Origin of the sequence: Lysinibacillus sp. VIII_CA, from assembly GCF_049943995.1 — a bacterium.
Lineage (GTDB): Bacteria > Bacillota > Bacilli > Bacillales_A > Planococcaceae > Lysinibacillus > Lysinibacillus pinottii.
In genome coordinates this window covers 446,258-460,205 of the sequence record NZ_JBNFXM010000001.1, presented here as the reverse complement: position 1 = coordinate 460,205, position 13,948 = coordinate 446,258, and the positions used below count along the sequence as shown (strand labels likewise).

General features: G+C 37.1%; 13 protein-coding genes. 9 read left to right on the top strand and 4 right to left on the bottom strand.

Going from position 1 to position 13,948, the window contains the following annotated elements; all coding sequences use genetic code 11:
* Positions 1–122: 122 nt before the first annotated feature.
* Entirely contained in the window at positions 123–1,793 is a 1,671-nt protein-coding gene (gene rnjA / locus ACP3VS_RS02290) for a ribonuclease J1 (RefSeq protein WP_012293081.1), read from the bottom strand.
* A 5-nt stretch (positions 1,794–1,798) separates the two neighbouring features.
* Positions 1,799–2,008 carry a DNA-dependent RNA polymerase subunit epsilon gene (locus ACP3VS_RS02285; protein WP_012293082.1) on the bottom strand — a complete coding sequence of 70 codons (210 nt, stop codon included), beginning with the start codon at positions 2,006–2,008 and terminating at the stop codon, positions 1,799–1,801.
* A gap of 433 nt (positions 2,009–2,441) precedes the next feature.
* Here ACP3VS_RS02285 and ACP3VS_RS02280 point away from each other — a divergent pair, with 433 nt between their 5' ends.
* Complete coding sequence (locus tag ACP3VS_RS02280; protein WP_012293085.1) at positions 2,442–3,212, top strand: Cof-type HAD-IIB family hydrolase; 771 nt, start codon at positions 2,442–2,444, stop codon at positions 3,210–3,212.
* A 52-nt stretch (positions 3,213–3,264) separates the two neighbouring features.
* Here ACP3VS_RS02280 and ACP3VS_RS02275 read toward each other — a convergent pair whose 3' ends face one another.
* Positions 3,265–4,032, bottom strand: a complete 768-nt coding sequence (locus tag ACP3VS_RS02275) for a DeoR/GlpR family DNA-binding transcription regulator (RefSeq protein ID WP_426388372.1) — start codon at positions 4,030–4,032, stop codon at positions 3,265–3,267.
* A 151-nt stretch (positions 4,033–4,183) separates the two neighbouring features.
* Between ACP3VS_RS02275 and ACP3VS_RS02270 the strand changes: the two genes are divergently transcribed.
* From ACP3VS_RS02270 to phnX, 5 genes are read left to right on the top strand one after another with little or no spacing between them, the layout of a single operon-like run.
* Positions 4,184–4,936, top strand: coding sequence for an ABC transporter ATP-binding protein (locus tag ACP3VS_RS02270; RefSeq protein WP_031418862.1), 753 nt, complete (start codon positions 4,184–4,186; stop codon positions 4,934–4,936).
* On the top strand, positions 4,929–6,560 hold the full coding sequence (locus ACP3VS_RS02265) for an ABC transporter permease subunit (protein ID WP_012293088.1): 1,632 nt from the start codon (positions 4,929–4,931) through the stop codon (positions 6,558–6,560). The genes ACP3VS_RS02270 and ACP3VS_RS02265 overlap by 8 nt, the downstream gene beginning before the upstream one ends.
* Positions 6,557–7,543 (top strand): extracellular solute-binding protein, encoded by a 987-nt coding sequence (locus ACP3VS_RS02260; protein WP_426388334.1) that lies wholly within the window; start codon positions 6,557–6,559, stop codon positions 7,541–7,543. The genes ACP3VS_RS02265 and ACP3VS_RS02260 overlap by 4 nt, the downstream gene beginning before the upstream one ends.
* Positions 7,544–7,556: 13 nt before the next feature.
* Positions 7,557–8,657: a 2-aminoethylphosphonate--pyruvate transaminase gene (locus ACP3VS_RS02255; protein WP_012293090.1), complete on the top strand. Its 1,101-nt coding sequence runs from the start codon at positions 7,557–7,559 to the stop codon at positions 8,655–8,657.
* Positions 8,647–9,456, top strand: coding sequence for a phosphonoacetaldehyde hydrolase (gene phnX / locus ACP3VS_RS02250; protein WP_012293091.1), 810 nt, complete (start codon positions 8,647–8,649; stop codon positions 9,454–9,456). Before ACP3VS_RS02255 ends, phnX begins: the two co-directional genes overlap by 11 nt.
* Positions 9,457–9,514: 58 nt before the next feature.
* Here phnX and def read toward each other — a convergent pair whose 3' ends face one another.
* On the bottom strand, positions 9,515–10,072 hold the full coding sequence (def, locus tag ACP3VS_RS02245) for a peptide deformylase (RefSeq protein ID WP_012293092.1): 558 nt from the start codon (positions 10,070–10,072) through the stop codon (positions 9,515–9,517).
* Positions 10,073–10,466: 394 nt separating this feature from the next.
* Between def and pdhA the strand changes: the two genes are divergently transcribed.
* Genes pdhA through ACP3VS_RS02230 form a run of 3 tightly spaced genes read left to right on the top strand, consistent with a single transcriptional unit; the run spans position 10,467 to position 13,945 of the window.
* On the top strand, positions 10,467–11,582 hold the full coding sequence (gene pdhA, locus ACP3VS_RS02240; RefSeq protein WP_012293093.1) for a pyruvate dehydrogenase (acetyl-transferring) E1 component subunit alpha: 1,116 nt from the start codon (positions 10,467–10,469) through the stop codon (positions 11,580–11,582).
* A gap of 3 nt (positions 11,583–11,585) precedes the next feature.
* A complete protein-coding gene (locus ACP3VS_RS02235) occupies positions 11,586–12,563 on the top strand; it encodes an alpha-ketoacid dehydrogenase subunit beta (protein ID WP_012293094.1) in 978 nt (325 codons plus the stop codon).
* A gap of 47 nt (positions 12,564–12,610) precedes the next feature.
* Complete coding sequence (locus ACP3VS_RS02230) at positions 12,611–13,945, top strand: dihydrolipoamide acetyltransferase family protein (protein ID WP_012293095.1); 1,335 nt, start codon at positions 12,611–12,613, stop codon at positions 13,943–13,945.
* Positions 13,946–13,948: the final 3 nt, after the last annotated feature.

The following is a 13,948-nucleotide window of genomic DNA, read 5'->3' as shown; positions in this document are numbered from 1 at the left end:
TGTTATTACTATATACGCAAAAATAAAAAGGGAGGTTTCAAAAAAAGAAAAAAATTAAGTAAATTTACAATTAGCAAAAAGAAAGAAGCTATGTACATATTACATAGCTTCTTTCCATGAGGCTAAACCTCCATAATAATCGGTAGAATCATTGGACGACGTTTTGTTTTTTCAAATAGGTAAGGACCTAAAACGTCTGTAATTTCGTTTTTAAGCTCTGTCCATTGAGGAGGGGTTTTGCTTTGAATGGTTTCATTCAGATGACGATTAAGCATTTTTTGAGCTTCATTGATCATCGTACCTGACTCGCGCATGTAGACAAAGCCACGGGAAATGATATCAGGACCTGAAACAATTTTTTGATTTTCCATATCTACGCTTACGACTACGATAACTAGGCCTTCTTCAGAAAGAATGCGACGATCGCGCAACACAATATTACCAATATCTCCAATACCATTACCATCGATATAAACATCACCAGAAGGGATACGACCAGCCACATGTGCCTCATTGGCACTTAGTGCTAACACATCGCCATTTTCCATAACAAATGTATTTTCAAGTGGTACATCGCAATCTTCTGCTAAGTGTGTATGCATTTTTAACATACGGTATTCGCCATGGATAGGCATAAAAAACTTAGGTTTCATTAAACGTAGCATCAATTTTTGTTCTTCTTGTGAGCCGTGACCAGAAGTATGGATATTGTTTAATGCACCATGAATAACTTCTGCACCCGCACGGAACAATAAATTGATGATTTTATTAACACTCACAGTATTACCAGGAACCGGTGAAGAAGAGAAAATAACTGTATCACCAGGTTGTATTTGGATTTGACGATGAGTACCATTGGCAATACGTGATAATGCAGCCATTGGTTCACCCTGTGAGCCTGTACATAAAATCATTACTTCATTTGCTGGAAGTCGATTAATGCTTTGAGCATCAATAAATGTATCTTTTGGAGCGTTGATATAACCAAGCTCGCGCCCAATTGTAATCGCATTATCCATAGAGCGACCAAAGACAGCAATTTTTCTTCCGTATTTGATAGCAGCGTCTGTTGCTTGTTGTAAACGGTGAATATTTGACGCAAATGTAGCAAAAATAATTCGGCTATCCACTTTACGGAAAATTTCATCGATACTTTTGCCAACTGTACGCTCTGACATTGTAAAATTAGGCTTTTCAGCGTTTGTACTATCTGATAGTAAGCAAAGTACGCCATCTCGTCCTATTTCGGCCATCTTTGTTAGGTTGGCTGGTTCGCCAACAGGTGTAAAGTCGAATTTAAAGTCACCTGTATGAACGATATTACCAGGTGGTGTTTTAACAACAATTCCATAAGCATCAGGGATACTATGAGTTGTTCTAAAGAAGCTAACAGATGTTTTTCTAAATTTAATAACATCTTCTTCTTTAATTTCGATGAGTTTAGTTGTACGTAGCAAGCCATGTTCTTCTAATTTATTACGTAATAAGCCAAGTGCGAGCTTACCACCATAGACTGGAACATTCACTTGACGTAAAAGATAAGGAATACCGCCAATATGATCCTCATGTCCATGTGTAATAAATAGTCCTTTGATTTTATCGACGTTACGTACTAAATACGTATAGTCTGGAATAACATAGTCAATGCCGAGTAAGTCATCTTCTGGAAATTTAATGCCAGCGTCAATTAAAATAATTTCATCTTGAAATTGAACGCCATAAGTATTTTTGCCGATTTCGCCCAGTCCGCCGAGCGCGAAAACAGCTGCTTGGTCATTTTTAACAAACTTCATGTTTGTTAAATTTCCTCCAAGACGAAGTTCGGGCTTGCTTGTTCGTACTCCAAATAGTTACCTTCAAGCAGCTGGACGAACTCGATATTGTAGTTACGGTCTTTTAACTTTTGACGTACTTCTCGTTCTGAAGCAGCTTCAAGATATAGACTTTTAGTATTTTCGCGAACTGGAATCTCATTTGCATTTTCTTGATAATAAACTTTGTAAATCATAGTTTGCTCTCCTTTAATTGCGTACAATTTTATTGCACCTTTGACTACTACCACACACGTGCTACAAGAAAACAACGAATTTCTTATAAGAAGAAATGTACGTTTGTAGTCCTTGTATCTCAATACTTCGGTTGTGCACTATGTTATAAAATGAATAGGAAGTAGTGAGACAGTGGTTGCGTATAGCCAAATAAATGCATTTCCTTTATATTATCACGCAGTTCCTCTAAAATAAAGAAAAGCCCTTCAAATAATGAAGGGCAAATGTTAGGCAATTGATTTTTTTCCGAGTACGCCGCGAAGTTGCTTCAACAATTTCCGTTTTAGTTTCTTCAGCATGGCACATCACTCCTTAGGATCATTATAATCAAAATTATTGTCTGTGTAAAGTCATTCACCTTGATGGGTACTATTTATAGAAAGGGATTATAAAATGAATAAAATTTTGTTTTTTGATGTTGATGGCACTCTCTATAACAGCGAAAAAAAATTACCTGAATCTGCAAAAAATGCTCTTTTGGAAGCACGCTGCAATGGCTATGAATTGGCGATTGCTACAGGTCGTGCACCTTTTATGATTGAATCATTATTAGAAGAACTTGATATTAATACGTATGTTACTTTCAATGGACAGTATGTTGTTTATAAGGGTGAGGTTGTCTATACGAACGGAATTGAAAAAGATGAATTAGCTAAAATTATTGCTTTTGGTGAAGCTCGCAATGAACCGGTAGTGTTTTTAGATGACAAACGTATGATTGCGTCTGTCAGTGACCATATGATGGTAGCAGAAAGCTTGGATACACTTAAATACCCGTATCCAGAATTAGATTCATCCTATTATATGCAGAATGATGTATATCAAACACTTATATTTATGGAAGAAAAAGATGAACCTTTATATTGTGAAATGTTTCCGAATGTCCAATTTGTCCGTTGGCATCCGTATTCTTGTGATATTTTGCCAAAGGGCGGTTCGAAGGCGGTAGGGATTGAAAAAGTATTGGATAAAATGGGCATCACATTAAAGGATGCCATTGCTTTTGGAGATGGTATTAATGATATAGAAATGCTTCAAGCGGTTGGGACCGGTGTTGCAATGGGAAATGGTCATGAACGAGTGAAGGCTATTGCACATCATATTGCCGATCATGTAGATGCAGATGGTCTCGCTAAAATAATGCGCAAGCTTGCTATCATATAATAAAGAAACAACTAGTTGACAATCGTAGCAACTAGTTGTTTTTTTGGTTAAATTACTGGTGTTCTTCAGAAATGTTCACTAGTTTTATTTCAACCCCTTTATCGGAAAAATGTTGAATCGTTTTTTTAGACAGTGTGTCGTCTGTAATAATGACATCTACTTCTTCAAGAGGACATACTTGAATAGCTACATCCTTGTTAAATTTTGAAGAATCAGTAGCGACATAGACGGTTTGAGAAATCGAAATAATTTTTTTTCTCGTAATAGCTTCTTCTAGATTAAAGTCGGAAATCCCCTTTTCAAGAGATACCCCACTAGCGCAAATAAAAGCCCTATTAATATTTAGATGTTCGAAGTGGAAGAGAAATTCATTCGATGTAACGGATTTTTCAGAGTGACGCACTTTTCCACCGAGCAGTATAACTTCAATATTAGAGCCGATTAGATCGAAAGCTACAGGTAATGAGTTTGTCACGACTGTTAATTTTTCCTTGTCCAATAAAAATGGTGTCATTTGATATGTAGTTGTTCCACTATCGATAAAAATACATTCTCCATCTTGAACAAGAGTAGCACTTGCTTTGGCGATGGCAATTTTTTCTGTTAACTGTTCATGTAGTCGTTGATCAATTAGTCCCTCTACAGGTTCAATATATTTAATACCTCCATAAAACTTCTCAATTTTCTTGTCTTGCACTAGCTGTTGAATATCGCGACGAATTGTTTCCATTGAGACATTAAATTCTTTCGTGAGTGTTACCAATTTCACAACCTTATGCTGTCTTACAAATTGTAATATTTGTTGTTGTCTTTCAATCATATACATTTCATCACCTCTAATAGATATTTACTCAAAGTATACATAACTTTGTCAACAATTGGTCAGAATTTACTCAACATTTACACAAAGGCGTATTTTCCTTTACAAATGGCCCCTATACTAAAGCTAAGAACTGAGAGAGGTGACCAATTTGTTAGAACTGAAAAATATCTCAAAAAGCTATAAAAATAAGCAAGTCTTAGTAGATATCAATGTAACCATCGAATCAGGTGAAATCATATCTTTATTAGGGCCGAGTGGCTGCGGTAAAACTACTTTGCTTAATATCATCTTAGGGCTTACAGAGCAAACGGGTGGTCAGCTGCTCTACAATGGGCAAGATATATCGAAGAAATCCATGCAAGAAAGAGGATTCAATATTGTTTTTCAGGATTTTGCGTTATTCCCTCATTTAAATGCCTACGACAATATTGTATATGGATTGAAAAATAAAAATAAGCAAATGTCCAAAGAAGATGTACAGGAATATATTGATTTTTTAGAACTGACTCCGCATTTGCAAAAAAAGATTCATGAATTATCAGGTGGTCAAAAGCAACGTGTATCTATTGCTAGAACGCTTGTTATGCAACCCAACATACTTTTGTTAGATGAGCCGTTAAGCGCACTTGATGGGGTCATTAAGGAATCTATCAAGGAGCGTATTAAATCAATTGCTCGTGAATTTAATTTGACGACAATTATTGTGACACATGATCCAGAAGAAGCGCTAACTTTATCGGATAAAGTTTTGATCATTAATGAAGGAACAGTCGCTCAATTCGGTACACCACATGAAATCGTAGCAGCACCGAAAAATTCATTTATTGAGGATTTTATTTTAAAGCAGCTTCATATTAAGCGAAATAATATCTATCAATTGTTTGGAGAAACATATGCTTAAAACGAATAAAATGATGAAATTAATCTTTCTGCCGATTCTATTATTTCTCCTATTTTTTTTAATAGTGCCATTGATTTATATGTTTTGGCACTCTTTAAAAGTAGGAAATGATATTTCCGTTCAACATTATATAGATGCTTTAAAAAATGTAGAAATCCGTGATGCTTTCTTCAATAGCTTTAAAGTTTCTTTTGTGGCATCTGTCATTACAACCATTTTAGCTTTTTTATTGGCCTATGCTGTTCATTTTACAACGATGCATCGCCATACAAAAAAGCTAGTACAAATAGGAATTACGTTGCCTATGCTATTGCCGACTATCACCTATGGCTTCGTGTTGATTTATACATTTGGTAATCAAGGAATTCTAACAAGATTAGCTGGACAACCACTTTTCACGATTTATGGATATAACGGTTTGGTGATAGGTTACATCTTATACACATTGCCAGTCGCTTTTATTCTAATGCAAAACTCTATGCAATATATCGATAAACGATTTTTGCTAGTGTCTATGTTAATGCATGATCGTCCGCTCCGTCGTTTTTATCATACGGTATTACGTCCGATGCTTGGGACGATTGGTGGTGCGTTTATTTTAACATTTATTTTAAGCTTTACAGATTTCGGAATCCCTGCATCAGTAGGTGGTAATTACAGGGTAATTGCCACTGAACTTTATCAAGCTATGCTAGGTTCGATTGTGCATTTTGAGCGTGGGGCAGTTATTTCAGTGTTAATGCTTGCCCCAGCTATATTGGGTGTCCTCATGTTAACCATTTTAGAACGTTTTAATTTTCATTATAAACAGGCGGGGAGAAGTGAACTTGTTAAACATCGTCTTCGTGACACATTGTTTACTGCCTATTCAATTGCCTCTGTTGCAGTCGTATTTATCATTTTTTCAACCATGTTTATCGTTCCATTTACGAAGGGTTATCCCTATGATTTCAGCTTTACATTTGAACATGTGCAAAATGTGTTAGCGGAGAAAGATTTAATAAAGGTGTATGTTAATTCACTTATCGTTGCGGCTTTAACAGCTGTTTTAGGTGTAATGATTACATTTATGTCGGCTCTTCTTAATGCAAGGACGCCATTGAAAGGAAGGAAAAGCTTAGATATTGCCTCAATGATTACTAACACAGTTCCTGGAATGGTGCTTGGTCTATCGTATTTGTTTTTCTTTAATGGAAGTTCATTAAAGGGTACATTTCTTATCATTATCGCATGTAATATTGTGCATTTTTTTACAACTCCTTATTTAATGGCTAAAAATTCATTGCAAAAGATGGACCCAACCTGGGAAGTGACAGCGGAGCTATTAAAGGATTCTTGGTTAAAAACAGTCATACGCATTATCTTGCCAAATATTAAATCGACCATTTATCAAATGTTTAGCTACTATTTTTTAAATGCAATGGTCACGGTCAGTGGCGTTATTTTCCTTGTCAGCACAAAGACTATGCTTGTTTCGACAAGAATAAAAGAGCTTCAGCATTTTGCAAAATATACAGATATTTTCGTACTATCGATATTCATTTTATGTACAAACCTCATTGTGAAATTAGGTTGTGATTATATAACAGCACATCAAGAAAAAGTGGAGGAGATCTCAAAATGAAAAAATCAACAATCATGATGTTAGGGACAGTTAGTGCAGCAGCAATAATATTAACTGCATGTGGAGGGGGAGAAGCAGGTTCGAAAGATGAAATAATTATTTATTCAAATGCAGATGATGAGGCAATTGAAGTAATGGAATCTACATTAGACGAAAAAGGCTATAAAGGAAAATATGTAATTCAATCATTCGGTACTTCAGAGTTGGGTGGAAAAATGATGGCTGAAGGAACAGATATTGAAGCGGATATCGTAACGATGGCTTCTTATTTTATAGAAAGCGCCCAAACCTCGAAATCCATGTTTACAGATATTTCTTCGGATTTAAAACCTCTTGATGGCGGTGTTACATATGCATTGCCGATTTTAGGAAATGTTGGATCTATTTTTATTAATACAGGTGTTTTGCAGCAAAAGGACTTGCCGGTTCCAACAACGATAAAAGATTTGACGGACCCTGCCTTTAAGGATTTACTCTCATTCCCTAATATTATGGACTCTTCAACCGGTTGGCTATTAGTACAAGCCATTATTAAAGAATATGGTGAGCAAGAGGGACAAAGGATTTTGGCGGATTTAATTAAAAATGCTGGACCTCATATTGAAAGCTCTGGATCAGGACCAATAAAAAAAGTGAAGACAGGAGAAGTAGCAGCTGGATTTGGTTTACGTATTCAAGCTATTGATGCCAAAAAAGAAGGACTACCAATAGAATATATAGACCCAGTGGAAGGGAACTTTACGCTAACAGAATCAGTTGCTGTGGTAGATAAAGAAGGAGATGAAACTTTAGCTAAAGAAATGGCAAAGGTAATTGCAACAGAGGCTCGAAATGGTTTATTGGAGCAATACCCTGTAGCGCTTTATGAAGGAGAGCAGGTAAAGGCAGAGCATGTGCCGGCACACCTTAAAAAGTGGGATACTACCTTAACAGTAGAATTACTAGAAAAACACCAAGCTTTCTTTAAAGAAGCGCAAAAATAAGGGGTTGTAGAAGATGAGCAACTATAAATTATTAACACCAGGACCATTAACAACTACTAAGACAGTCAAACAGGAAATGTTAAAGGATCGCTGTACGTGGGATGACGACTATAAAAATGTGACACAAGTGATACGGAAGCAACTCTTAAATTTAGCGCAAGTCGATGAGCCACATTATACAGCAGTACTAATGCAAGGTAGTGGCAGTTTTGTTGTAGAGTCGGTGCTAACAACTGCTGTGGGTGAAGATGATAAATTGCTAATTATAACGAATGGCGCTTATGGTGAAAGAATTGTAGAAATGGCTAAAGTGTTAAGATTGGCACTAGTTGTTTATAGTGTCCCTTATGATAAACAGCCATCATCGTTAGAAGTTCAAGCGTTACTAGAAAAAGATGCAAGTATTACACATGTGGCGGTTGTACACTGTGAAACAACTACTGGTATTTTAAATCCAATTAAAGAAATAGGAGAAGTTGTTTATTCTTTCAACAAAACATTTATCGTAGATGCTATGAGTAGCTTTGGTGGTGTGCCAATGGATTTATCCGACTTGCATATTGATTTTTGTATTAGTAGTGCCAATAAATGTATTCAAGGTGTTCCTGGGTTTGGGTTCGTCATTGCTAAAACAAATATATTAGAAAAATGCAAAGGACAAGCGCGCAGTGTAGCCTTAGATTTATATAGTCAATGGGAAGTAATGAAAAAGGATGGGAAGTGGCGTTTTACTTCCCCAACACATGTAGTAGCGGCATTTGCTAAGGCGTTAGAAGAGTTAGTGGAAGAAGGAGGAGTTAACGCACGTTACCAACGTTATGCTGATAATAATCTATTACTGCGTTCTCGTTTATCGGTACTAGGGTTCGAGGCATATATTTCTGAAGAGCTACAATCACCGATTATTACAACGTATTTGTTCCCACATAAAGAATTTTCTTTTGAACATTTTTATCAGGAAATGAAAAAGGCAGGCTTTGTCATCTATCCTGGTAAGCTGACAGATGTAGATACATTCCGTATTGGAAATATTGGAGATATATATGAGGAAGATATGCAGGCCTTATGTGAAGTCATTGAAAACTATATGGTGGTGAAAAATAATGAAAATTGAAACAGTTATTTTGGATTGGGCAGGTACAGCAGTTGATTTTGGTTGCTTTGCCCCTGTAAATGTCTTTTTAACGATTTTTGAAGATGCTGGTGTAACAGTAACCCTTGAGGAAGCTCGTAAACCTATGGGCATGCTGAAAATTGATCATATTCGTACGATGCTTGAAATGCCAAGGATTAATGAAGAATGGAAACGAGTTCATCGCCAGCATTTTACGGAGGAAGATGTACATCTTCTATACAATCAATTTGAGTCAAAGCTAATGGAATCTTTGGCGACCTACACAGATCCTATTCAGCATGTAACCGCGACTGTACAGCAATTAAGAGAAGCGGGTATTCGATTTGGTTCTACTACAGGCTACACAGATTTCATGATGGAAGTCGTAACAAAACAGGCTGCTACGAAGGGCTATCAACCAGATTTTTTAGTAACTCCGACACAGGTTAGTGATAAAGGGCGACCCTATCCGTATATGATTTTCAGAAATATGGAGGCATTAGGAGCGAAATCAACCAAGCAAGTAGTAAAGGTCGGCGATACAACATCAGATATAAAAGAGGCGCTGAATGCAGGTGTTTGGGCTGTTGGTGTTATTATTGGAAGTTCGGAAATGGGACTGTCTGAAGAAGAGTTCCTAGCTTTAACTGCTGAAGAACAACAACAAGCCATTGAAAAAACAAAACGTATTTTTGAGATGACTGGTGCACACTATACCATTGAAACGATGAAAGACCTACCTATATTAATTAATACGATAAATGAAGAGCTAGCAAATGAAACGAACGATAGAAATTGAGAACAAAGAAAAAACAAACCTCAGCACAATTGCTGAGGTTTGTTTTGTTGATTTGCTTTTAATCACGTTCATAAGGAATTGAATCTGGAATTTCAGCAAATGGATTTTTCTCATTAATACGGTCATAAAACATGACACCGTTCAAATGATCTAATTCATGCTGAAAGGCGATGGCAGGCAATCCTTTAAGGCGCATTTTCTTCTCTTCCCCATCTATAGTTTTAAATTTTACTGTAATGCGTGCATGGCGTGGGACGTATCCAGGAACATTACGATCAACTGAAAGACAACCTTCTCCAGCAGAAAGGTATGTATTTTCAACTGAATGGCTGACTATTTTGGGGTTTATGGCTACGAAGCTTAATTGTTCACCAGCATCATCTTGCAAATGAAGTGCAAACATACGCTGTAGACTATTTACTTGATTGGCAGCTAAGCCTATGCCGCTGCGTAAATTATATTTTTCTGCCATTTCTGGGTCTTGGCTATTGATTAAGTACTGCAGCATATCCTCGGCGAGCTGCCTTGTTTCATCAGATAAAGGGAATTTAACTTCCTCAGCTTTCGTGCGTAAAGTCGGATGACCTTCGCGGATAATATCATCCATTAAAATCATATAGTAATCTTCCTTTCATCTTTGTAGTGCTCTATTAATTAGTATACATCACGTCTAAAAACAATCACATGAAAAAAGACCTTATTTGAATATACTCAAAAAATTTTTCGAATGCTATTAGATTTTCTAGAATGGGGTATTCTACTATTGGAAAACCTGTTGAAAAACTTAAGAATTACAAGGTGTAAATATGGTGTTCTAATACAGAATTTCGTTATTAGTAATACAGTATAGGACAGAGATAATTAAATGTTATTCTAGAAAAAATCTTTGTTTATAGCCGTAATATATGATTGACCGACAGTATTTTATTCAGTATACTGAGTGTCAAGAATAAGTTGTACTAGTCAAAAAGGTGATTTATTTTAATACAGCTGAAAGGGAGATGTGACAAATGAGCAAGAAAAACAATAATATTTTTGATGCTAAACAAACGCTAACTGAAATCGAAGATAAGTTTGAAATGTTTCAAATTTTGAATGAAGAAGGCGAAATTATAAATAATGAGGCAGATCCTAAATTATCGGATGAAGAATTAGTTGAACTAATGACACGTATGGTTTACACACGTATTTTAGACCAACGTTCAATCTCACTGAACCGTCAAGGCCGTTTAGGTTTCTATGCACCAACGGCAGGTCAGGAAGCTTCTCAGCTTGCTTCACACTTTGCATTAGAACAAGAGGATTGGATTTTACCAGGATATCGCGATGTTCCACAAATCGTGTGGCATGGCTTACCTTTAGATAAAGCGTTTTTATTCTCTCGTGGTCATTTCATGGGGAACCAGGTTCCTGAGGGTGTAAATGTTTTAGCACCTCAAATTATTATCGGTGCTCAATATATTCAAGCAGCAGGTGTTGCACTAGGTATTCAAAAGCGTGGGAAAAAGGCTGTTGCCGTAACATATACAGGTGATGGTGGTTCATCACAAGGGGATTTCTATGAAGGTATTAACTTTGCAGGTGCATTTAAATCTCCAGCAATCTTCATTGTCCAAAATAACCAATATGCAATTTCAACACCACGTGAACTCCAAACTGCTGCAAAAACAATTGCTCAAAAAGGTGTGGCTGCAGGTTTACCAAGTATTTTAGTAGATGGAATGGATGCGCTTGCAGTATACGTTGCAACTCGTGATGCACGTGAGCGTGCTATTAATGGTGAGGGTCCAACGTTAATTGAAACAATGTGTTATCGTTATGGCCCACATACAATGGCTGGGGATGACCCAACGCGTTACCGTACTTCTGATACAGATAATGAATGGGCTCAAAAAGACCCACTTGTACGCTTCCGTAAATACTTAGAAGCTAAAGGTCTATGGGATGAGAAGAAGGAAGAAGCAGTTATTGAGCGCGCAAAAGAAGAGATTAAAGAAGCCATTAAAAAAGCTGATGCTGCTCCAAAACAAAAAGTAACAGAGTTAATGGAAAACATGTATAAAGGCGAAATGCCATCTAATTTAAAAGAACAGTATGAAATCTATAAAGAGAAGGAGTCGAAATAACCTATGGCACAAATGACGATGATTCAAGCAATTACAGATGCACTTCGCACAGAATTAAAGAATGATGAAAACGTTCTTGTATTCGGGGAAGATGTAGGTGTCAACGGTGGGGTATTCCGCGCGACAGAAGGCCTACAAAAAGAATTCGGAGTTGACCGCGTTTTTGATACGCCGTTAGCAGAATCAGGTATTGGTGGCTTAGCAGTCGGTCTTTCTCTACAAGGATTCCGTCCAGTTCCTGAAATTCAGTTCTTCGGCTTCGTTTATGAAGTAATGGATTCAATTAGTGGTCAGTTAGCACGTATGAGCTACCGTAGTGGCGGCGTATATAACGCACCAGTAACAATTCGTTCACCATTTGGTGGTGGAGTGCATACTCCTGAGATGCACTCAGATAGCTTAGAAAGCTTAATGACTGCACAACCAGGTTTAACGGTAGTTGTACCATCAACACCTTACGATGCAAAAGGTTTACTTATTTCATCTATTCGTAATGACAACCCAGTTATTTTCTTAGAACATTTAAAACTTTACCGTTCATTCCGTGAAGAAGTACCAGAAGAAGCTTACGAAATTCCACTAGGAAAAGCGGATGTAAAACGTGAAGGTAAAGATTTAACAATTGTTGCTTACGGTTTAATGGTTCATGAAAGCTTAAAGGCTGCAGAAGAACTTGAAAAAGAAGGCCACTCTGTTGAAGTAATTGATTTACGTACAATTCAACCAATTGATATCGAAACAATTATTGCGTCCGTAGAAAAAACAGGTCGTGCAATCGTTGTACAAGAAGCACAAAAACAAGCAGGTATCGCGGCAAATGTAGTAGCAGAAATTACTGAGCGCGCAATTCTAAGCTTAGAAGCGCCTGTTCTTCGTGTGGCTGCACCAGATACTGTGTACCCATTCCCACAAGCTGAAGGTGTTTGGTTACCAAACTACAAAGATGTAATGGAAACAGCGAAAAAAGTTTTAACATTCTAATGAAGCTTCTAAACTTGAACATCAGTAAATAGAAAGGATGGGTACACATGGCATTTGAATTCAGATTACCGGATATTGGCGAGGGAATTCACGAAGGCGAAATCGTGAAATGGTTCGTCAAGGCTGGAGATACAGTAAAAGAAGACGATATTCTTTGTGAAGTACAAAATGATAAAGCAGTAGTAGAAATTCCTTCACCAGTTGAAGGAACAGTAGAGGAAGTTTTAGTAGGAGAAGGAACAGTTGCCGTTGTAGGCGATGTTTTAATCCGTTTGGATGCACCTGGCTATGAAGATTTAAAGCTAAAAGGTGATAGTCATGCTGAAGAGAAAACAGAAGCACAAGTTCAAGCAACTGCTGAATCTGGTCAGAACGTAGAGAAAGCTCCTGCTAAAGAGGAGAAAGCACCAGAGAAAGCTCCTGAAAAAGCCGAGACAGTTGTTGATGAAACAAAACGTGTTATTGCGATGCCTTCTGTTCGCAAATTTGCACGTGATAACGACGTAAACATCCGTGAGGTAAAAGGTTCAGGCAAAAATGGTCGTATTTTGAAAGAGGATATTACAAACTTCTTAAATGGTGGAGGTACTGTTGAGACAGAATCAGCAACTGATGTGACAGTTGAAGAAGCTGTTCAACAAGAAACTACTCCAACAGCACCAGTTGTTCTTGAAGGGGAATTCCCAGAAACTCGTGAGAAAATGTCTGGTATTCGAAAAGCGATTGCAAAAGCAATGGTACACTCGAAACAAACAGCTCCACATGTTACACTAATGGATGAAGTCGATGTAACAGCTCTTGTAGCGCATCGTAAAAAATTCAAAGATATCGCAGCTGAAAAAGGTGTTAAATTAACATACTTACCTTATGTAGTGAAAGCACTAATCTCAACATTACGCGAATTCCCAGAATTTAATCGCTCATTAGATGATGCAACACAAGAAATTATCCAAAAGCATTACTACAATATTGGTATTGCAGCGGATACTGATAAAGGTTTACTTGTCCCAGTAATCAAGCATGCAGATCGCAAGTCTGTATTTGCAGTGTCAAATGAAATTAATGAGTTAGCGACTAAAGCCCGTGAAGGTAAACTTGCACCACATGAAATGAAAGGTGCATCTATGTCTATTACGAATATTGGCTCTGCGGGAGGTCAATGGTTTACACCAGTAATTAATCATCCTGAAGTAGCAATTCTAGGTATTGGTCGAATTTCAGAAAAACCTGTAATAAAAAATGGTGAAATTGTAGCCGCACCTGTGTTAGCATTATCATTGAGCTTTGATCATCGTATGATCGATGGAGCCACTGCGCAAAATGCTTTAAATCACTTGAAGCGTTTGTTAAGTGAGCCAGAATTATTATTAATGGAGGCGTAACAA